Annotated in this window: 14 protein-coding genes; 8 read left to right on the top strand and 6 right to left on the bottom strand. The window is 44.8% G+C overall.

Features of this window, described 5'->3' with window-relative positions; genetic code table 11:
- Positions 1 to 57 precede the first annotated feature (57 nt).
- From SKC35_RS00620 to bioA, 3 genes are read left to right on the top strand one after another with little or no spacing between them, the layout of a single operon-like run.
- Positions 58 to 1,176 (top strand): aminotransferase class I/II-fold pyridoxal phosphate-dependent enzyme, encoded by a 1,119-nt coding sequence (locus SKC35_RS00620; protein ID WP_377977579.1) that lies wholly within the window; start codon positions 58 to 60, stop codon positions 1,174 to 1,176.
- The gene (gene bioD / locus SKC35_RS00615; protein ID WP_377977578.1) at positions 1,173 to 1,772 is read left to right on the top strand and encodes a dethiobiotin synthase; all 600 of its coding nucleotides are present in this window, start codon (positions 1,173 to 1,175) and stop codon (positions 1,770 to 1,772) included. Before SKC35_RS00620 ends, bioD begins: the two co-directional genes overlap by 4 nt.
- Complete coding sequence (bioA, locus tag SKC35_RS00610; protein ID WP_377977577.1) at positions 1,765 to 3,042, top strand: adenosylmethionine--8-amino-7-oxononanoate transaminase; 1,278 nt, start codon at positions 1,765 to 1,767, stop codon at positions 3,040 to 3,042. Before bioD ends, bioA begins: the two co-directional genes overlap by 8 nt.
- Here the strand turns inward: bioA and SKC35_RS00605 are convergent.
- The gene (locus SKC35_RS00605; RefSeq protein ID WP_377977576.1) at positions 3,014 to 3,451 is read right to left on the bottom strand and encodes a nuclear transport factor 2 family protein; all 438 of its coding nucleotides are present in this window, start codon (positions 3,449 to 3,451) and stop codon (positions 3,014 to 3,016) included. The two genes, bioA and SKC35_RS00605, sit on opposite strands and share 29 nt — an antisense overlap.
- A gap of 32 nt (positions 3,452 to 3,483) precedes the next feature.
- On the bottom strand, positions 3,484 to 5,070 hold the full coding sequence (locus tag SKC35_RS00600) for a GMC family oxidoreductase (RefSeq protein WP_377977575.1): 1,587 nt from the start codon (positions 5,068 to 5,070) through the stop codon (positions 3,484 to 3,486).
- A 60-nt stretch (positions 5,071 to 5,130) separates the two neighbouring features.
- Here SKC35_RS00600 and SKC35_RS00595 point away from each other — a divergent pair, with 60 nt between their 5' ends.
- Positions 5,131 to 5,691, top strand: coding sequence for a HupE/UreJ family protein (locus tag SKC35_RS00595; protein WP_377977574.1), 561 nt, complete (start codon positions 5,131 to 5,133; stop codon positions 5,689 to 5,691).
- Between the two features lie 60 nt (positions 5,692 to 5,751).
- Here the strand turns inward: SKC35_RS00595 and SKC35_RS00590 are convergent, their stop codons facing one another.
- Positions 5,752 to 6,729, bottom strand: coding sequence for a ribonucleoside-diphosphate reductase small subunit (locus SKC35_RS00590; RefSeq protein ID WP_377977573.1), 978 nt, complete (start codon positions 6,727 to 6,729; stop codon positions 5,752 to 5,754).
- Between the two features lie 78 nt (positions 6,730 to 6,807).
- A complete protein-coding gene (locus SKC35_RS00585; protein ID WP_377977572.1) occupies positions 6,808 to 7,392 on the bottom strand; it encodes a hypothetical protein in 585 nt (194 codons plus the stop codon).
- A gap of 43 nt (positions 7,393 to 7,435) precedes the next feature.
- Here SKC35_RS00585 and uvrA point away from each other — a divergent pair, with 43 nt between their 5' ends.
- The 3 genes from uvrA to SKC35_RS00570 all read left to right on the top strand — a co-directional run bounded on the left by uvrA (position 7,436) and on the right by SKC35_RS00570 (position 13,735).
- Positions 7,436 to 10,264, top strand: a complete 2,829-nt coding sequence (uvrA, locus tag SKC35_RS00580) for an excinuclease ABC subunit UvrA (RefSeq protein ID WP_377977571.1) — start codon at positions 7,436 to 7,438, stop codon at positions 10,262 to 10,264.
- An 8-nt stretch (positions 10,265 to 10,272) separates the two neighbouring features.
- A complete protein-coding gene (locus SKC35_RS00575) occupies positions 10,273 to 11,733 on the top strand; it encodes an NADH-quinone oxidoreductase subunit N (protein ID WP_377977570.1) in 1,461 nt (486 codons plus the stop codon).
- Positions 11,734 to 11,818: 85 nt separating this feature from the next.
- Positions 11,819 to 13,735: an amidophosphoribosyltransferase gene (locus SKC35_RS00570; protein ID WP_377977569.1), complete on the top strand. Its 1,917-nt coding sequence runs from the start codon at positions 11,819 to 11,821 to the stop codon at positions 13,733 to 13,735.
- Here the strand turns inward: SKC35_RS00570 and SKC35_RS00565 are convergent.
- Entirely contained in the window at positions 13,732 to 16,485 is a 2,754-nt protein-coding gene (locus SKC35_RS00565) for a T9SS type B sorting domain-containing protein (protein ID WP_377977568.1), read from the bottom strand. The two genes, SKC35_RS00570 and SKC35_RS00565, sit on opposite strands and share 4 nt — an antisense overlap.
- A 71-nt stretch (positions 16,486 to 16,556) precedes the next feature.
- On the opposite strand from SKC35_RS00565, the gene SKC35_RS00560 reads away from it, so the two are divergent.
- Positions 16,557 to 17,573, top strand: coding sequence for a PorP/SprF family type IX secretion system membrane protein (locus SKC35_RS00560; RefSeq protein WP_377977567.1), 1,017 nt, complete (start codon positions 16,557 to 16,559; stop codon positions 17,571 to 17,573).
- A gap of 202 nt (positions 17,574 to 17,775) precedes the next feature.
- On the opposite strand, the gene infB is transcribed toward SKC35_RS00560, so the two are convergent.
- Positions 17,776 to 20,490 (bottom strand): translation initiation factor IF-2, encoded by a 2,715-nt coding sequence (gene infB / locus SKC35_RS00555; RefSeq protein ID WP_377977566.1) that lies wholly within the window; start codon positions 20,488 to 20,490, stop codon positions 17,776 to 17,778.
- Positions 20,491 to 20,539 lie beyond the last annotated feature (49 nt).

Below are 20,539 nucleotides of genomic sequence, written 5' to 3'. Positions count from 1 at the left end.
AAATGATAAAATACACGTCCACATCGATTATTTCGTAGTTTTGCAGCACAAGAATCTATGGAAAACATTCAGCAGCAGCTTATTGACCTTTTGGAATCCCGTCGTAAAGAGGGCTTATTCAGGCAATTATCCGTGCTAGATGGCCGAACGGATTTCTGCTCAAACGATTACCTCGGATTAGCAGGTGATCCCGTTCTCGCAGCGTCTATTGCGCGCGATTTCGAGGCTTTACCCGCAGCGGCACGCAAAAATGGAGCCACTGGTTCTCGACTCATATCGGGACACTCAGCTTTAATCGAACAATTCGAAAAAGAATGCGCTGCTTTCCACGGATCAGAAGCCGCTTTACTGTTTAGTTCAGGCTACGATGCAAACATCGGTTTGATTTCTTCCTTACCACAAGAAGGCGACGTCATTTTCTGCGATAAACTATTACATGCGAGTTTAATTGATGGTTTACGTCTTTCCAAAGCCGAACGACGAATCTTCAAGCACAATAACCTGGATGACTTAGTTCATCTTTTAGATCAATACCCCGCCGAAACTCGTAAGTGGATTGTCGTGGAATCGGTTTATTCGATGGATGGCGACGTAGCTCCGCTATCGGAATTAGTTGCATTGAAAAACAAATACCAGGCCGTGCTCATCGTGGATGAGGCGCATTCTGGTGGAGTTTATGGACCTGAAGGACAAGGTTTAGTGTATGAGTTGGGTCTTTGTGAAGACGTTTTTGCTCGGGTAATGACCTTCGGAAAAGCCTGGGGAAATGCGGGAGCGGTAGTCTTGGGGTCTTTGGCCCTCAAAGAATACCTCGTGAACTTCGCTAGACCCTTCATCTATTCCACGGCACCCACACCGGCACACGTTTCAGCGCTATTAAGCACCTTGCATTATTTGCCTTCCCAAAACGACGCCAGACAAAAACTGCAAGAAAACATTGCTTTCTTCCGCGCAAACTGCCATTCTGATGCCTGGGGAGATAGCCAAACCGCCATCCAAACCTTTTTCGTCACCGGAAACGAGGCCGTGCGAGCAAAAGCAGCCTCCGCCAGCGAATTCGCCATCAAACCCATCGTTTTCCCTACGGTAGCGAAAGGCAAAGAGCGCATCAGAATTACGCTCAGCGCAAACCATACATCAGAACAACTACTTTCCCTCATCCAAGCACTCGAATGAAACAATTTATCGTCGCCGGAATCGGTACTGAAATCGGGAAAACCGTTGTTTCCGCCATTTTAACAGCTGGTTTAAAAGCTGATTATTGGAAACCGGTTCAAGCCGGGGATTTAGATACGGGAGACGCCTATTGGATCCGAAATTGGGTTCCATCGGCCACGGTTCATTCGTCCACCTATGCGTTAACCCAACCCATGTCCCCGCATTCAGCGGCGGAGATCGATGGGATAACAATCTCAGTGGAGCGTTTTAAAATTCCCACTGACAAGACTTTAATCGTCGAATTAGCCGGTGGAATTATGGTGCCATTGAATGATCAACAGACGAATCTAGACTTAATCAAACACCTGAATTTGCCGGTCATTTTAGTGAGCAAAAACTATTTAGGCAGCCTGAATCATACCTTATTAAGTTATGAGCTATTAAAACAGCACGGAGTTCAAATGGCCGGAATCGTGTTCAATGGACCCGAAAATCCATCCGGCGAAAAGTTTATTTTGAATCACACCGGTTTGCCGCTTATTTTGCGCGTGAATCAGGAATCAGAAATTAATGAAGCGGTCATCGCTTCGTATGCAAATAAAATCCATGTCTAATTCGAATTTGTCTTCTCGGGATGCGGCGGTTGTTTGGCACCCCTTCACGCAACACCAGATCGAACCTATTTCGATTCCGATTGCGAGTGGAAAAGGTGCGTATTTAGTTGATACAGACGGCAAAAAATACATTGATGCGATTTCGTCTTGGTGGGTGAATATTCACGGACATGGGCATCCGTATTTAGCCCAAAAAGTGTACGAACAAGCTCTCCTGCTCGAACAAGTCATTTTCGCTGGCTTTACTCACGAACCGGCGATTCGACTTTCAGAACGACTATTGAGTCATTTGCCACCTAATTTCGAACGGGTTTTCTTTTCAGATAATGGTTCCACAGCCGTGGAGGTTGCCATCAAAATGGCCTTGCAATTCTTCCACAACCAAGGAAACACGAAGCGTAGAAAAATACTCGCATTCGCGGATGCTTACCATGGGGATACCTTTGGGGCAATGAGTTTAGGGGCTCCGAGCTCCTTCAATGCGCCATTTCAGGATATGCTATTCGAGGTGGAATTTTTGCCAAGCCCCCAAGACACTCAAGCTTGCCTAGCAGCTATGTCTTCTTTAAACGCAGATGACTATGCCGCTTTCATCTTCGAACCCTTAATTCAAGGGGCGGGAGGAATGAAAATGTACGAGGCGTCTACCTTAGATGCGCTTATTCGGATGGCACATGAAAAAGACATGCTCTGTATCGCAGATGAAATTATGACCGGATTCGGTCGTACGGGGAAGTGGTTTGCGATGGATTATTTGGCTGAAAAACCAGACATCGCCTGCTTCTCAAAAGGCCTAACCGGGGGCATGATGGCCATGGGTTTAACGCTTTGCAGCGATAGCCTATTTAAATCATTCTTATCTGAGGATCGCAAAAAAACCCTATTCCATTCCCATTCATTTACGGCGAACCCATTAGCCTGCGCGGCTGCAAATGCGAGTTTGGATTTAATGGAAAAAGAAGAAACGTGGGCGTCTATTGCGCGTGTGGAATCACGTCATCGTGCTTTCGCAGCCACGCTGAAAAATCATTCGATTCTAAAAAATGTACGAATTCAAGGCACGATTATCGCAATGGAGATTGCGGTGGGTGAAGCGAACGGCTACCTACACTCGATTCGAGACAAGGCCTATGCCTATTTTATTGAGCAAGGGATTTTGATGCGCCCCCTTGGCAATACCATCTATATCCTCGCCCCTTATTGTATCGAGGACGAGGATCTAGCGTATATCTACGAGAAAATTACGGCTTTTGCGCAGGAACTAATTTAGTCGACTGCCAAGAAACCATTTGCCAACGCTTATCCGCGTAAACAAACACGTCGGTAAAACGTAGGCGAATCGTAGTCTGAACGCCATCTGCTGCTTGCTGCAAAATGGATAAGATTCCGGTATTAATTCCCGTCTTCCCATAAACACGTTGCTGCATTTCTTCTGGAGTTATCGTTACATAACTCGATTTTCCCGATGCGATGGAAGCGATATACGTATCTTTTGAATCTTGCATTCCACTTGAGTGAAAATACACTAATTCTTTGTGCAACACGGCTTGTAATCCGGGGATATCTTTGGCCACCATCACCTTAAAACGGTTTAATTCCGCTTCTTTTAGGGATTCTTCGTTTTGAGCGAAGCCGATCATGGGCGCCAAAAAACAAAGTAGCATCAATACTTTTTTCATTTTCTTTTTATTTTAAAACGCTTTCGCGCGGGTTATTTACTCAAAATTAAATCCGCCGCCTTTTCTGCAATCATCACCACTGCAGAATTCGTATTCCCCGAAATCACATCGGGCATGATCGACGCATCCGTCACACGCAACCCTTGCAAACCGCGAACGCGCAAAGTCGCAGGGTCACACACTGCCTCCGCATCCGTCCCCATCTTACAGGTTCCCACCGGATGGTACACGCATTCAGTCGCCTGTTCAATATGTTTTTCGATTAGTTCTTCGCTCCAAGGTCCTGTTGGATAATTCAATTCCGATCCTTTTCTTAATCCGTCAAACGCTGTAGACAACACGATATCTCGTGCGATGCGTACTCCGCGCTTCAAGGTTTCGAGGTCTTCTTTCTCCGACAAATAGCGTGGATCGATTACCGGTGCTTCATGATAGTCCGCAGAACGCAGGCTAACCGTTCCCCGACTTTTGGGCTTTAACAAGGTAGGCAGAATGGTAAATCCATCGCTCAACGGCATTTTACTATAATCGTACATATCAGCAGCCCACGCAGAAGAGAAATGGAATTGCAAATCTGGCACATCCGATTGATTCACCGAATCGAAGAAAGCCGCGGCCTCTAAAGGACTCGAAGCCAGTGGTCCTTGTTTCTTAAACGTATAATCCAAGTAGTTTTTAACCCCCAAAGCCACATTATACGACTGCCCCTTCGTACTAGCTTGCGCGTTCATGTTCACAAATAAGTGATCAGATAAATTCTTGCCCACGCCTGGTAGGTCTAGGCGAGAGTCGATTCCATGGGCTTTCAATTCTGCTGCATCGCCTATGCCAGATAGTTGTAAGATTTGCGGACTTTGAAAAGCTCCCGCAGATAAAATAACTTCAGACGCCTCGAATTCGATAGGCTTCTTAGAACCCAATTGATAGCCTTTCAAGCCAGTCACCTTTTCTCCCTGCATGACTAAGGAAGCTACCTGAAAAGAGGTCTGGATGTGTAGGTTTTTACGAGAAAGTGCCGGTTGAATGAAGGCCTTCGCCCCAGAAGCCCTTTCGCCGTCTTGAATATTGAACTGAAATAATCCGGCTCCTACCTGCTTCGCCCCATTGAAATCGGGATTCGCAGGGATCCCCACAGTAGAGCAACCCTCAATAAATGCATCGCCAAAAATCGTCAAATGCCGATTCTTCGCCACCCGGTGCAAGCCGCCACTTCCGTGGTATTCGTTCTGGAAATCTTCGTTGTCTTCTGACTTTTTGAAATAGGGCAGCACATCCTGATAGGACCAACCGTCACAACCCCAAGCCGCCCAAGCGTCATAATCCGCTTTATTCCCCCGAATATACGCCATGCAGTTAATCGCAGAACTTCCGCCCACGGTTTTACCACGAGGCTGGTAGATTCGGCGACCCCCTAAATGCGGTTGTGGTTCCGTGAAAAAATTCCAGTTTAAATAGGTGTGGTTTAACAAGGAATAGGCCGATGGCATCGAAATGCGGGGATCTCGAAAATCCCCTCCTGCTTCAATCAATAATACCTGGTTTAAAGGATTTTCGGATAATCGGTGCGCTAAAACACAGCCCGCCGTACCGGCTCCCACAATGATGTAATCAAATTTCATAGAATAAGTCTACCATTTTCTCTTTGAATATCCCTATTTTTGGTCAATAAACAACGAACCGTGAGCAATTTTTCTGTCTACTTTTCTTTAGGCCTTGGACATATCCTGAATTGGGCTGCCCTAGACCATCTTTTGTTTATCCTCTCGCTGACTTGCGTTTATGTAGTCACGGACTATAAAAAATTACTTTGGCTGGTAACAGCTTTTACGCTGGGACATTCGATTACCTTAGCTTTAGCGACCCTTCACCTAATTCAGGTAAATATTGCTTGGGTAGAATTCTTGATTCCTTGTACGATTTTGGTAGCGGCTATAAGCAATCTAGTTCAGACGGAACAACGCTATAAATATGGCGTGGTTGCCTTCTTTGGACTGATCCATGGCCTGGGCTTCTCGAATTATTTACAAAGTTTGTTAGGCGCAGAAAGCTCGATTTTTACACCGCTCCTGGCCTTTAATGTAGGACTAGAAATAGGCCAAATAGTCGTAGTTACTCTTATACTTGCGACTTCCATCCTGTCGCTTCACGTATTTAAATGGAAGCAAACGGCCTACATCCAAGTCGTTTCAGGCATCACCATCGGCCTTGTTTTGCCCATGATCCTGGAACGCTTGCCATAATCGCTGGCCATAAAAAAAGCCCCGACTTTCATCGAGGCCTTTTCCTGAAATTTCAGAGGACTAAAAGTCTTCATCTAATGAGAATGACATTGAATCCTTGTCAGACATAACGCCTGATTTTTGGTATTCAGCCACACGCTTCTCGAAGAAGTTTGTTTTTCCTTGTAAAGAGATCATCTCCATGAAGTCGAATGGATTTGTCGCATTGTAATGCTTCTTACATCCCAATGAAACCAATAAACGGTCAGCTACGAAATCGATGTATTGACACATCATTTCTGCATTCATACCGATTAGTGAAACGGGTAATGCCACCGTAACGAATTCTTTTTCGATCTCGACCGCGTCTAGAATGATTTCGTAGATACGCTCTTGAGGTAATTGATTCTTGATGTGATCTGAATACAACAAACATGCGAAATCACAGTGTAAACCTTCGTCACGCGAGATCAATTCGTTCGAGAACGATAGACCAGGCATTAAACCGCGTTTCTTTAACCAGAAAATAGAGCAGAATGAACCTGAGAAGAAAATCCCTTCCACCGCTGCAAATGAGATTAAACGCTCAACAAAATTATCTGACTCAATCCATTTCAAAGCCCAATCCGCCTTTTTCTTGACGCAATCGATTGTCTCAATCGCACGTAAAAGGTGATCTTTTTCTTTCGGATCGCTGATATACGAATCAATTAAAAGGGAATACGTTTCTGAGTGAATGTTTTCCATCATGATTTGGAAACCATAGAAACATTTCGCCTCTGCGTACTGCACTTCTTTCAAGAAGTTATTTGCTAAATTTTCATTTACGATACCATCCGATGCAGCGAAGAATGCCAAAACGTGTGAAACGAAGTGACGCTCGCCATCGTTCATCTTTTTCCAGTCCGCTAAATCTTGAGATAAATCGATCTCTTCAGCTGTCCAGAAAGACGCTTCCGCCTTCTTATAAAATTGCCAAATATCATCGTGCTTAATCGGGAAAAGCACAAAACGGTTGGGATCCTCAACCAATAAGGGTTCTACTGCTATCGTTGACATATAAATTAAATTGAACTCGAAATTAAGAAATTCTCACTGATATACAAGACCAATAATAGGCCTAAATTGTTTTAAATTTTAAAAGAAAAATCCGCCAATTTGGACAACTAGCGCTGAGCCATACGGAGAGCGCCCTGCCGTGTAATTTAGGTCATACATGACATTAAAATTCAGCCCGATTTTAGAGCCAATCCCCACTCCTACCAAGACTGGATTAGAATAAGAGATGCCCGTATTATTGGACAAATTCGAATAATTTTCCACCTGTCCGGTCAAATAGGCTTGACCAATGACCTGACTCAGCGCGGGTACATGCTGGCGAATGAAGATTTTCTCGCCAAGTAGATTGCTCGAATACGTACCTAAAGAACCATAATTCGCAGAATAGTATTGATACGTTAGCCCAAAACCCAAGATTGAATTATTCGTCAGCGAATAACCCACCATAGGCGAAACCCCGATACTCGTGGGATTTCCAAAACTCAATCCACTAATTCCTCCACCAAAATGTAAGCGTTGGCGAAAGGGCAAATCACGCACGTCTTTTTCCACATCCAGATCTCCCTCTGCTCCCTCCTCTTTAATGACCACCGGTTCTTGCGCTAAAGCATCCGAAACTCCCACAAAAGTCAGGAGTGAAAAGAATAAAAGTAGTTTTTTCATTTGGCTTAAATTGATTACCAAAATTAAAGGATATTTTTGTAAAATGAACTCCCCAAAGTCAAAGCATAACATTGAAAATTGTGATCCGAAAACGCACATCATTATCAAAGGTGCGCGCGTGCACAATTTGAAAGGAGTGGATGTGGCGATTCCACGAAATGAACTCGTTGTCATCACGGGTTTATCGGGTTCAGGGAAGTCTTCATTGGCCTTTGACACCTTGTTTGCAGAGGGCCAAAGAATGTATGTAGAAAGCCTCAACAGCTACGCCCGTCAATTCCTAGGGCGTATGGAAAAGCCTGCGGTAGATTATATCAAAGGTGTCTCGCCAGCGATCGCCATTGAACAAAAGGTGAATACGAAGAACCCGCGCTCTACGGTGGGGACCACGACGGAGATTTACGATTATTTAAAATTACTTTTTGCCCGCATCGGCCGCACCATTTCTCCGGTTTCCGGACAGGAAGTGCGCAAAGATTCGGTCTCCCATATTGTGGATTTTATTGCCCAAAACGATGGCAAGAAAGTCCTGATTCTAGCTCCGCTCGTTCACCACGAAGACAGAAGCCTAGAAAACGAATGTCAATTACTGATCCAGAAAGGCTATTCTCGTCTAAAATTCCAAGACGAAATCATTGCCTTGGAAGAATTAGTGGAGGATCCGGCTCATTTACAAAAGCTCGCGAAAAAACCGGCGGAGATCGCGATTTTAATCGACCGTTTGGTCTCAAAGAAAGACGATGAAGAAACACAATTCCGCGTGGGTGATTCAGTACAAACAGCTTATTTCGAAGGAGAAGGCGTTTGCTGGATTGAAATCGAAGGCAGGAAACGCGATATATTCTCGAACAAATTCGAATTAGATGGGATGGTTTTTGAGGAGCCGAGTTTAAATCTTTTCTCCTTCAATAATCCCTACGGCGCATGCCGCAATTGTGAGGGTTATGGCAAAGTCCTGGGTTTAGACCCGGACTTAGTTTTTCCAGACCACGATTTATCCATCTACGAGGGTGCGATTGCGCCTTGGCGAAGTGAGCGAATGAGCGAGTGGCTTAGTCCGCTTTTACGAAATGGGGTGCAATTTGACTTCCCTATACACCGCCCCTACAAGGATTTAAGTGCAACGGAAAAGAAAATATTGTGGACTGGAAATAAGTATTTCGCAGGACTGACACAGTTTTTTGATCACCTCGAAAAAGAGACCTATAAAATCCAATACCGGGTGATGCTGTCGCGTTACCGCGGCAAAACGAATTGCCCAGAATGCCACGGTTCACGCTTGCGAATGGATGCGGGTTATGTGAAGATTGCGGGAACGTCGTTAGTCGATTTGGTGCTTTGGCCCCTATCGAAAACGAAGGCCTTCTTTGAAAACCTGGAGCTGAACGAGCACGATCAGCAGGTTTCTAGACGTATTTTAATCGAGATTAACAACCGCTTGGAATATATGGACCGGGTGGGTTTAGGGTATTTAACGTTGAACCGTTTGAGTTCCACACTATCAGGCGGCGAATTTCAACGCATTAAATTAGCGACTTCCTTGGGAAGTGCTTTGGTAGGTTCCATGTATATTTTAGATGAACCGAGCATCGGTTTGCATCCTCGAGATACAGAGCGACTGATTTCGGTTTTAGAGATGTTGAAAAACATGGGAAACACGGTCATTGTGGTGGAACATGAGGAGGAAGTAATGCGTGCAGCAGATCAGATTATCGACATTGGTCCAGAAGCAGGTCGCCATGGAGGGAATTTGATCTTTCAGGGGAATTTAACAGAGGCTTTGGCGGACAAAACTACCGACAGTCATACCTTGCGTTTCTTAAGTGGCCAGGATCGCATCGAAGTGCCTTACTTTAGACGCAAGCCTTTGGCCCACATCGAAATCACGGGTGCTTCAGAAAATAATTTAAAGAATGTGGACGTCGCGATCCCATTAGGCATTATGACCGTTGTGACGGGCGTCAGTGGCTCTGGAAAATCAACGTTGATTCGTAAAATTTTGTACCCTGCGATGCTTCGTTTATTGCAACAAGGCACCGAAGAAACGGGGCGATTCCGCGAAATTAAAGGAAGCACAAATAAAATTGCAAGCATCGAAATGGTCGACCAACAGCCGATCGGCAAATCGTCTCGTTCAAATCCCGTGACCTATATTAAGGCCTATGATGCGATCAGAGCCTTGTATTCGGAATTACCCGTGGCTAAAGCGCGTGGCTACAAACCGGCTCACTTCTCCTTCAACGTAGAAGGCGGACGCTGCGAGGTTTGCCAAGGCGAGGGGGAAATCACGATCGAAATGCAATTCATGGCGGACATTAAGCTGCCATGCGAATCTTGCGGTGGATCCCGCTTTAAGCAGGAAATTTTGGACGTCAAATTCCAGGATAAAAATATCTCAGAAATCCTCGATTTAACCGTCGAAGAAGCCGTGGAATTCTTCCGCGAGAAACAACCACGCATTGCTGATAAAATCGACCCGCTCTTCCAAGTAGGCTTGGGCTATATCAAATTAGGGCAATCTTCGAACTCGCTTTCGGGCGGCGAAGCACAGCGCGTGAAATTAGCCAGCTTCTTAGGCAAAGGGAACCCTAACAAAGGCAAGACCTTATTTATTTTTGACGAACCTACCACGGGTCTTCACTTCCACGATATCAAAAAGCTCCTAAAGGCTATGAACGATTTAGTGGAACAAGGTGATTCAGTGGTAATCATCGAGCACAATATGGAGGTGATTAAATGCGCCGACCACATCATTGATTTAGGTCCGGAGGGAGGCGAAAATGGAGGCTATATTACATTCCAAGGCACGCCAGAGGAGATGAAAGGCCTGAAAAACAACCCAACCGCTCATTATTTAAGCCAAAAACTGTAATTTTAGCTATGTCATCGTTCGCAAACATCACTCAGCTCGCAGAAAGAATCCAGTCCATCACGGCCGGATTACACCTAGCGATCCCTGAATTAATCGTGGCGGGTACGATCCTAATTAGTCTCTTGATTGAATTATTTTTACACGGAAAAACAGAGAAATTTAGCACGTCCTGGCGCTATTTCACCTGCCAAATCCCCCTTTTGTTAGCCTTATCACTCAGCTTTCAACGCTCTGAACTAGGTTCAACCGGCTCCTTTGCCTCCGGCTTATTCGAAGCAAATTTAGGATCGAATGCCATCAATACGCTGATTTTAGGAATTGGATTTTTGCTCATATTGATGAACCAAATCCACAAAAAATCCCTCACCTTCGAAGAACTGACCGGTTTCCTTTCCATTTTATTAGGTGCCTTATTGAGCAGTTTAAGTTCAAATGCCCTCAGTTTATTCTTATCGATTGAATTGATGTCGATGGGGACTTATGTGTTAGTAAGCCTTCGAAAAGAGTCCTCTCGGGCTAGTTTACCTTATGTTTTATTCGGACTTGGGTCCTCTGCCCTATTTATTTACGGCATTTCTTTGCTGTATGGTCTGACAGGGACCTTAGATTTCACGAGCGTAGATTTCTCTCGAGGCATTTCGGTGGCAGACCCTTATTTGCGCGGTTTTGCGTTAGGACTTTTTGCGGTGGGCTTATTGTTCAAGATGTCTTGGGCGCCTTTTCATCCCTGGAATCCTGACGTAATGGAGCAATTGCCGGCCGCCTGGATGACTTGGATTTCGACTGCACCTAAACTAGCAATAGCCTTTGTGGGCGTTCGTTTGCTACCCGGTTTACCCATTTCCTATGCGAATGAATTAGCTGTTTTAGCGATACTGACTTTGTTAGTGGGAAATTTAGGAGCATTGGGCCAAAACAACACCAAACGTCTCCTCGCCTACTCCAGCATCGCGCATGGCGGCTTTCTAGCGATGGCTTGGTTCTTCCAACCGATTCAGGCATTGGATGCGATACTATTTTATGGTTTCTTGTATAGCATCGCCAGCTTGTTGGTTTTTTATCTAATCGACGAGGCGGCAGCGGATAAGATCACGTCTTTTGCTGGGCTAGGTTCTGAGAAACCTTTACCTTCTTTTTTCCTGTTAACTGGAACAGTCGCTTTGGTGGGTTTACCTCCAGCAGGAACCTTTATTGCGAAGATGACCTACTTCAGTTTATTGTGGTCAAACTACGAAACTACTTCGTCTATTGGGCTACTCGTTTTACTCATAGTCGCCATTTTAGTGACCGCTATTTCACTCTTTTATTATTTGAAAATTCCCTTCCAATTGTATTTCAAAAAATCGACTGAAAAAACCCGTCTTTGGGCGGATTTGACTTCCCTCGAAATCTACTCTTACGGATTTTTAACCGCGATTTTGATCGCATCTCTCTTATTCCCAGCAGTCTTAACAAACCTTTGGAAATAGTCGATAAAAAAATAAAAAAATCAGCTTATTGGTCATTTATTTTGGCTAATTTTGGGCTTGATTTACAAAATAGCCCCACGTTTCCATGTCTGATTCTATTAAGCACGAATGCGGAATTGCCCTCATCCGCCTACGAAAGCCTTTTCAGCACTATTTAGACAAATACAAAACACCTACTTACGGACTGAGTAAACTTTATCTGATGATGGAGAAGCAAGTCAACAGAGGACAAGATGGAGCCGGGGTGGCGAATATCAAAATCAACGTAAAACCAGGGCACCGTTACATTTCCAGATACCGTTCGGTAGAGCCGCAAGCAGTGGCAGATATTTTTGGAAAAATCAATAAGAAATTCGCGAAAGCACAAAAGCTAGCTAAATCCGTCAAACGCGAAACCGGCATTGATGCCGTTCACGATGCAGATTGGTGGCAAGAAAATGTCGCTTTCACCGGTGAGGTACTATTAGGCCATTTACGCTACGGAACACACGGTCAAAACGAGATCGAAAACTGCCACCCCATGTTGCGTCAAAACAACTGGAGAAGCCGTAACCTCGTTATGGCGGGTAATTTCAATATGACTAATGTGGACGATTTATTCGATAAATTGGTTTCCCTAGGTCAACACCCGAAAGAAAAAGTGGACACGGTTACCGTGATGGAAAAAATCGGTCACTTTTTAGATGAAGAGAATCAACGCCAATTTGGCAAATACAAAGACCAATACGAGAACCCAGAATTATCGGATATAATTGCCCAAGAGATTGACTTAAAACGCGTTTTAGAGCGTTCTTGCAAAGATTTTGACGGTGGATATGCGATGGTGGGAATGACTGGATATGGTGCTTCTTTTGTGGCGCGTGACCCAGCAGGTATTCGCCCAGCCTTCTATTATGTAGATGAGGAAGTGGCCGTTGTGGCTTCTGAAAAACAAGCCATCAAGACGTCATTTAACTGCGCCTACGATCAAATTAAGGAGATTACTCCAGGCCACGCCCTTATTATCGACATCGAAGGTAATGTAAATGAAGTGCCTTTCATCGACCGTTTAGAGCAAAAATCATGTTCATTCGAACGCATCTATTTCTCTCGCGGTTCCGATCCAGATATCTACCATGAGCGTAAGAAATTAGGCCAGTTATTGATCCCTCAAATTTTAGAGGAGGTACATCACGACCTAAAAAACACGGTATTCTCTTACATTCCGAACACGGCAGAAACGGCATTCCTAGGCATGATTGATGGTCTTGAAGATCATTTGGCCAAAGAACGTAAAAATGCCATCATGGAAGGCATCCTTTTCGAACAAGAACTCGAAGAATTATTAACCTTTCGTCCGCGTGTCGAGAAATTAATCTCCAAAGACGTAAAAGTGCGTACCTTCATCACCTCTGACGCTCAGCGCGACGATATGGTGGCGCATGTTTATGACACCACCTACGAGGTAATCAATAAAGAAGTAGATTCCGTGGTGATCATCGACGATTCCATCGTTCGTGGAACCACTTTAGAGAAAAGTATCCTGAAATTATTGGATAAATTATCCCCTAAGAAAATCGTTATCGTTTCTTCTGCTCCCCAAATTCGCTACCCAGATTGCTATGGTATCGATATGTCGAAAATGAAGGAATTTGTTGCTTTCCGTGCGGCATTAGCCCTTTTAAAAGAACGCGGCTTAGAAAATATCTTAGACGAAGTGAATTTACGTTGCTTGAACGCTTTGGAAAACGGCACAGCGTCAGAAGAGAACTTTGTGAAAGCGATCTATGCACCCTTCACAGACGAAGAAATCTCGAATAAAATCGCAGAAATCGTACGTCCTAAAGGCTTAAAAGCAGAACTTTCGATCGTTTACCAAACCGTAGCGAATTTGAATTTAGCCTGCCCAGATCACCTTGGCGATTGGTATTTCACTGGAAACTTCCCTACACCGGGAGGTAATCAAGTGGTGAATAAATCATTCGTGAACTTTATGAAGGGGATCGAAGTTCGCGCGTATTAATATACGACGACGACTGCTCCGCGTTTTTCTTGCACTCCCTTTTCTGGATAATCGATCGCTTGGTAGCGTATGATGTAGGCGTAGGTTTCTTGCGGAACTTTGGCCCCATTATAGGTTCCATCCCAGCTAAAAACAGGGCCTTTCGTGCGATACAGTTGCTCACCCCAGCGGTTATAAATCTCTAAGGAAATCACCTGCGTTCTCGATTTAGGATAGGTCGCATTCGGTTCATTCCAGTTATAGGACGGCTCAAAAACATCATTTTGCCCATCGCCATTAGGCGTAAACACGGTAGGAGCGATCAATACCGCATCACATTTATCCTCGATCTTCACGCTATCTTGTAACTCGCATCCATCACTATCGCGCAGGGTAAACGGGTAAATTCCGCTGCGATTGATTTGTAGCACTTTCGAATTCCAACCCGAAACAATTCCCGGATTAGCCTGCCAAGAAACCTGTAAATTAGCAGGAGAAGGAACTAAGGTTACTAAATAAGGTGATAGCGGTTTATCATTGCAAATAATTCCATCGGCCTTTTTCACGGCCAAAGGATTCGTTGTAAAATTCACCTGCGTCTCCTTTTTAATGGAGCAACCGGAGGCATCCTCCTTAATTTCTAGGGTATAGTTTCCGCTCGGCTTGGGTACAGTAATAAAACGCGATGACTCTCCCGTACTCCACGTATAAGTGAAAGAAGCGACCGGAGGTATGGCTGTAGGACCTATCAACGCATCTTCCTTGCAAATTAAGGTATACGTAGCAGGTAGTACAAAAGGATCCAATAACTCCACGTGATAGGCGGAAGCATCCAGCATATAATTCGTCAAACACGCATTAGAAATCGCCACGGTTACTACATAATCTCCAGCCTTCTTGAAATCATAGGTCATTTCTGTTCCTGTATACGAATACAACAAGGTTCCAGCCGGATTCAAAGGAACGAGTAGCCCGTCTGCATTGCGCGTCGGATCCAGCGTACTTTGGTAAATCTTCCAGTCCAAACGATCATTTTTAATCGGGTCGCACAGATCTTGGCTTACTTTGAAATGATAGGTCGTTCCGTCGCAACTTTGTTGAATACTGGGTGTGGAATTAGGTTTGGGTGTTAATACAATCGATAGAGGCAGACCTAAACCACTGGTAGTTCCACTGGCTAAACTCAATCCATTGCGTACAAAGGACGCTCTAATCGTCCGTGTTGAATCTTTCAACGAAATATCCGGATTGACAATTTTCCCTAGACTCGAACTTCCCTGAAACGCCGCATAAATAATCGAACCGCTGGAAGGATCTCCCTGAAGTGCCCCTATTTTACCAGGGCCAGACCACAAAAGACTTTGGGATCTTTGCATGGCACTCGAATCTTTCGACGCGATGGAATATTGCCAAATCTGGGCATTAGGCCCCACATTTGTTGAAGCATACACTATTTTACCGTCAGCCGAAAACTCCACTCCGTAGGGACTACTCGCTAAGGGAATTCGATACCGAAAAGTAGTTTTCCCAGTAGCCACATCAAAATCATAGATATCGACTTGATTCGAAGGCGGACTAACGTAGGCGATGGCTAACACTTTGCCATCCCGAGAAAAATGGGAAGATGCCGTTGGTCCCTTTACAAGAGTCTTCGCACTCGATTCGATGGGGGCAGAAATACCCGCTTTAGACACTTTAAAAGTTCTTAAAATCGTAGAATCTGCATCTTGCGTTTGCAACCAATAATAATCTCCACCACTGACAGCGACGCCAAAGCGTTCCGCAGACGGCGCTGGACTCAGGAATTGATTTTTGAGAGCAACTCCGCCCTTGCCTCCATTTAGCTTCCGATCGTAGATACTATAATACACTTGGTTTTCTCCAGATGCATTCTTGCGCAGGGTAAAGATATAATATTCGGCCTGACAGCCTTTGCACGTCGTTTTAGGCAAAATGGCTACTCCTTGAATTTGAGTCGTATCGCCATTGAGTCCTTGCGCAACGAGTGAATTATCCTTCGCAAAGACACGCGAACCATTGGTATAGAAAATGAGATCATTATTCTCATCTGTCATTTTGGCCACCCCTTCCGGCGTTGTCATCGGTCCTCTGCCTGCTGAAGGTGTGGATGATCCACCCGTAAATTTTAAGGAAACGTTAGTGCCAAAATTCCAGCCATCCTCTCCCCCTGCCTTCGGTTGCTCGCCGCAGATCTTCACCTCCATTTTTGCCTCTGCCGCACAGCCAGAGCTTAAATCAGTCACAACTACCGAATAGCACCCTGATTCCGAGACGCGAATAGTGTCCGTCGTCTGACCTTTAGGAAACCAAGAAACACCCACCGGAAAGGCCGGTTTGGAAACAGACCCAAACGCATTCAACACCACCGGATCCCCTTTACAAATCATTAAGGTCGTGTCGTTCGAATCTTTACCCAAAATAAAATCAGGCAAAGCCCCTATTTTAACGTCCTGAGGACCATAAACAGTAGTCACGCCACCAGAGGTTACTTGCAAGGACACTTTTTTGACACCCGGATTACAATATTGATATACTCCTGTTCGCGCAGTAGAGGTCGCACCGGCTTCACCAAAATCCCATAAATAAGTCGCTGACGACGGATAATGATCACGAATTTCAAAAACCGTTCCAGCCGGAGCATCTGAACAATTATTGCACAGATTGATACAATTGTTTCTCACCTCAATCGTTCTGGGAACTTGAGCAAATGCCGACAGGGATAAGAAGAGAAATAATACGGTCCGGTACATGGTGTTTTAATCAACCACAAAATAAGTCAATAAATTGGTTATTGCGTTGCATGAATGTAAATTGCTGAGCTATGTGGACTCGTTTATCCATTTTTTCTTCTTTCCTATTTTTACTGAGCGCCCTTTCGCTCTCAGCGCAAGATCCGCAATTATCTCAAAACCTAGCGAACCCCCTACTCAACTCCCCCGCCTTCGCCGGTTTGCAAGATCAAAACAAGGTCTATTTAACGCATCGAAACCAATGGCCGAATCAATCCGCTAATTATCAGTATTCGGCAGCAGCAGTAGAAGTCAGCTTGGGAAAAATCAACAGTGGCATTGGACTACTTTTCTCTTCAGACAAGCAATTTTCTAGTCTTCAAACGAACTCAATCAGCCTTCAATACGCCTACCACGCAAACCTAAATGAGAATACTTTACTTTCCATGGGCATCCAAGGTTCAGGCGTTTTCCGCAGTTTAGATTATAGCCATTTAACCTACGGAGATCAATTAGGCCAATTTTTAGTCAACGGTACCTTAGGAAATACGTTTGACCCTACTGCCCTTTCCTTTGTGAACCGCGTGAGCTATGTGGACATATCAGCCGGTCTATTACTAAACCATGCTAATTACTGGCTTGGCGCATCCGTGCATCATTTAAACCGACCAAATCAATCTCTGATTCGTTCTAGCGATGATTTAATCGCCCCTAAATACGCCCTTATGGCAGGAATAAGCCTGCCCATTTCTGAGGGCAAAAGCCTCAAGCCAGCACTTTACGTTAAAAACCAAGGCTCCTTTAGCCAATTAGACCTAGGCACTTATCTGCAATTAGATCCAATTGTTATGGGTTTTTGGTACCGCGGATTACCTTTAAATAAAGGCACTTCTGAATCTTCGGCGAGTCGTGAATCTCTCATTGGATTAATTGGCTATCAAAACAATCGGTACTCGTTTGGCTATTCCTATGATTTTACCGTTTCTGGCTTAGGCTCAGGTTCCGGTGGTGCGCACGAATTGAGCTTCTCCTATGTGTTAAACTGGGATTTTGGCCAAAGAAAATCCTATCAGCGCTACCGCCAAAGCTTTGCTTGTCCGAAGTTTTAGTCGCATAGAGTATAGAGTATAGAGTATAGAGTATAGAGTTGGAATCCCCTGCGGGGATACATTCAGAAATGTTATATTACAATTGTTATAAATACAAAAAAGGGAGCAATTGCTCCCTTTTTTGTATTATTTTCAGATAGACAATGAAATGAGATTTCAAATCGTAGAAAATATGCCGAAGGCCATTTTCTGATTTGAAAGCTTATTTCAGCGTTCTTTTCACTTCTTTCATTTCGTAGCACTCTAACATATCGCCTACTTCTAAATCGTTGAAGTTTTTGACAGATAGACCACACTCGTAACCGAATTTAACTTCAGCCACATCGTCTTTGAAACGCTTCAAGGCAGAGATTTCTCCGTCGTGTACCACCACGAAATCACGAATAACACGAATCTTGTGTGCACGTTTCACCGTACCGTCTAATACATAGCAACCAGCTACTGTACCGATTTTGGTAATCTTAAACACATCACGAATTTCGATGTTCGAAGTAATTACCTCTTCGAATGAAGGAGCTAATAGACCTTCCATCGCTGCCTTAATTTCATCGATCGCCTGGTAGATGATCGAGTAGTTACGGATTTCAATTTGTTCCGTGTCAGCTAAACGACGAGCGTTTTGTGATGGACGAACTTGGAACGCGATGATAACTGCATCAGAAGTAGACGCTAAAGCCACATCGGATTCAGAAACCTGACCTACGCCTCTGTGAATGATACGCACTTGAACCTCTTCGGTAGATAACTTCATCAAGGAGTCAGAAAGAGCCTCAACGGAACCATCCACGTCACCTTTTACGATCACGTTCAATTCACGGAAAGTACCGATAGCCTTACGACGACCAATCTCCTCTAATGTGATGTGCTTACGGGTACGTAAGGTTTGTTCCCGTAGAATTTGCTCCCGCTTGTTCGCAATCTCACGTGCCTCACGCTCGTTTTCTAAGCAAAGTAATTTATCTCCCGCTTGTGGCGCTCCGTTTAAGCCTAAAACCTGAACTGGAGTAGATGGACCCGCTTTTTTAATTTTGTTACCGTGGTGGTCAAACATCGCTTTCACACGACCGTAATTATCACCCGCTAACATCATATCACCCACGTTTAATGTACCTGCTTGAACTAACAAGGTAGTTACATAACCACGTCCTTTATCTAATTCTGCTTCAATAACCGAACCTACCGCTTTCTTCTTAGGGTTAGCCGTTAATTCAAGCATCTCCGCTTCTAATAATACTTTTTCTAATAAATCATCGATACCTTGACCAGATTTAGACGAGATTTCTTGGCATTGGTATTTACCACCCCAATCCTCTACAAGCATATTCATGGCTGCTAACTCCTCACGTACTTTGTCTGAGTTTGCACCGTCTTTATCAATCTTCGAGAAAGCAAAAACAATCGGAACACCTGCCACCATGGAGTGATTGATGGCCTCTTTTGTTTGAGGCATCACAGAGTCGTCCGCTGCGATAACGATGATTACGATATCGGTTACTTTCGCACCACGGGCACGCATCGCCGTAAAGGCTTCGTGACCAGGTGTATCTAAGAAAGTAACTTTCTTACCTGATTTCGTTTCTACTGAATAAGCACCAATGTGTTGGGTGATACCACCTGCTTCACCTGCGGCTACTTTGGCCCTACGAATATAATCTAGTAAAGAGGTTTTACCGTGATCGACGTGACCCATAATCGTAACGATAGGCGCACGCGGCACTAAATCCTCTGGAGAATCCTCTACTTCTACCTCAACAACGTCGATTTCCTCTTCTGCTGAAACAAAGCTCACCTCGAATCCAAATTCATCCGCGATCACCGTAATGGCTTCCGCATCCAAACGTTGGTTAATCGAAACGAACATACCTAAGCTCATACAAGCCGAGATCACCTCGTTCACAGAAGTATCCATTAAGGAAGCTAAATCCGATGCAGAAATGAATTCCGTCACCTTCAATACTTTTGCTTCCTCATCTTCCGCCATCATACGTGCCTCTTCTGCCTCTGCGCGACCCTTACGCTTCTCGCGGCGCTTATCAGCCCCGAAACTTTGCTTATTCGTCGCACCTTGCAAGCGAGCCATCGTGGCTTTGATTTGCTCTTGGATGTCTTTATCTGACAATTCTCCTTTCGGTGCTGGTTTAGCACCTGGAGCTGGTTTCTTATTGAAATCCTTTTTATCACCCGGACGTCCGCCTGTTCCAGGAACAGATGGAGCTGGTTTTTTCTCCTCCTTGATGATACGCTTGCGCTTGTGTTTCGCGTTATTTCCGCGATCACCTGCGGCAGGCAATTCAATTTTACCTAGAACGGTTAATCCTTTAAGGGTCTCGCCTTTGGCCTCAATTAATTGAATATCTGCTACCTCAGCAACTGGGGGAGCCACGGGTGCTACAGGCACCACTGGCGCTGGAGCAGGAGTCGGAGCCGGCTTTTCAGCCACTGGCTCTGGGCTAGGCGCTGGAGCCGGAGTGGATGCAGGCGCCGGAGCAGGAGTTGGCTCTGGAGCCTTTTCAGCCTTAGGAGCTACTGGATTACCTTTTTTATCCAATTCGATTTTACCCAAAATCTTCAATCCCATCTGCTTCTCTTCGACTGGAGCCTCGGCTACAGGAGCTGGTGCTTCTGGCGCTTTAGGAGCCTCCACTACAGGAGCTGGCTTTTCCACCACTGGCTCTGGAGCGGGTGCTGGTGTAGGTGCAGCAACAACGACCGGTTCTGGTGCTGGAGCTGGCTTAGGAGCCTCTACAGAGGATTCCAAAATATGGTTTGCACCATATTCCTTCGCTAACAAAGTCAACTGCTCAAAGTTCAGTTTGGCGTTGGGGTTATTGTCAATTTTGTGACCTTTCGCAGAGAGAAACTGTAGGATCGTAGACGTTCCCACGTTTATTTGCTTTGCTACAAGGCTCAACCGCATTGTTTTTTCTTCTGCCATAAAAATTACAAAAAACTAAATTCTTTTTATT

The organism is Aquirufa originis, assembly GCF_042714495.1.
GTDB classification, from domain to species: domain Bacteria; phylum Bacteroidota; class Bacteroidia; order Cytophagales; family Spirosomataceae; genus Aquirufa; species Aquirufa originis.
This window is presented reverse-complemented; position numbering and strand designations above follow the sequence as displayed.

Bases quoted from the DNA above. Each gene is read 5' to 3' on its own strand.
- SKC35_RS00620 (WP_377977579.1), top strand. From the start codon at position 58: ATGGAAAACATTCAGCAGCAGCTTATTGACCTTTTGGAATCCCGTCGT.
- bioD (WP_377977578.1), top strand. From the start codon at position 1,173: ATGAAACAATTTATCGTCGCCGGAATCGGTACTGAAATCGGGAAAACC.
- bioA (WP_377977577.1), top strand. From the start codon at position 1,765: ATGTCTAATTCGAATTTGTCTTCTCGGGATGCGGCGGTTGTTTGGCAC.
- SKC35_RS00605 (WP_377977576.1), bottom strand. From the start codon at position 3,451: ATGAAAAAAGTATTGATGCTACTTTGTTTTTTGGCGCCCATGATCGGC.
- SKC35_RS00600 (WP_377977575.1), bottom strand. From the start codon at position 5,070: ATGAAATTTGATTACATCATTGTGGGAGCCGGTACGGCGGGCTGTGTT.
- SKC35_RS00590 (WP_377977573.1), bottom strand. From the start codon at position 6,729: ATGTCAACGATAGCAGTAGAACCCTTATTGGTTGAGGATCCCAACCGT.
- SKC35_RS00585 (WP_377977572.1), bottom strand. From the start codon at position 7,392: ATGAAAAAACTACTTTTATTCTTTTCACTCCTGACTTTTGTGGGAGTT.
- uvrA (WP_377977571.1), top strand. From the start codon at position 7,436: ATGAACTCCCCAAAGTCAAAGCATAACATTGAAAATTGTGATCCGAAA.
- SKC35_RS00575 (WP_377977570.1), top strand. From the start codon at position 10,273: ATGTCATCGTTCGCAAACATCACTCAGCTCGCAGAAAGAATCCAGTCC.
- SKC35_RS00570 (WP_377977569.1), top strand. From the start codon at position 11,819: ATGTCTGATTCTATTAAGCACGAATGCGGAATTGCCCTCATCCGCCTA.
- SKC35_RS00565 (WP_377977568.1), bottom strand. From the start codon at position 16,485: ATGTACCGGACCGTATTATTTCTCTTCTTATCCCTGTCGGCATTTGCT.
- SKC35_RS00560 (WP_377977567.1), top strand. From the start codon at position 16,557: ATGTGGACTCGTTTATCCATTTTTTCTTCTTTCCTATTTTTACTGAGC.
- infB (WP_377977566.1), bottom strand. From the start codon at position 20,490: ATGCGGTTGAGCCTTGTAGCAAAGCAAATAAACGTGGGAACGTCTACG.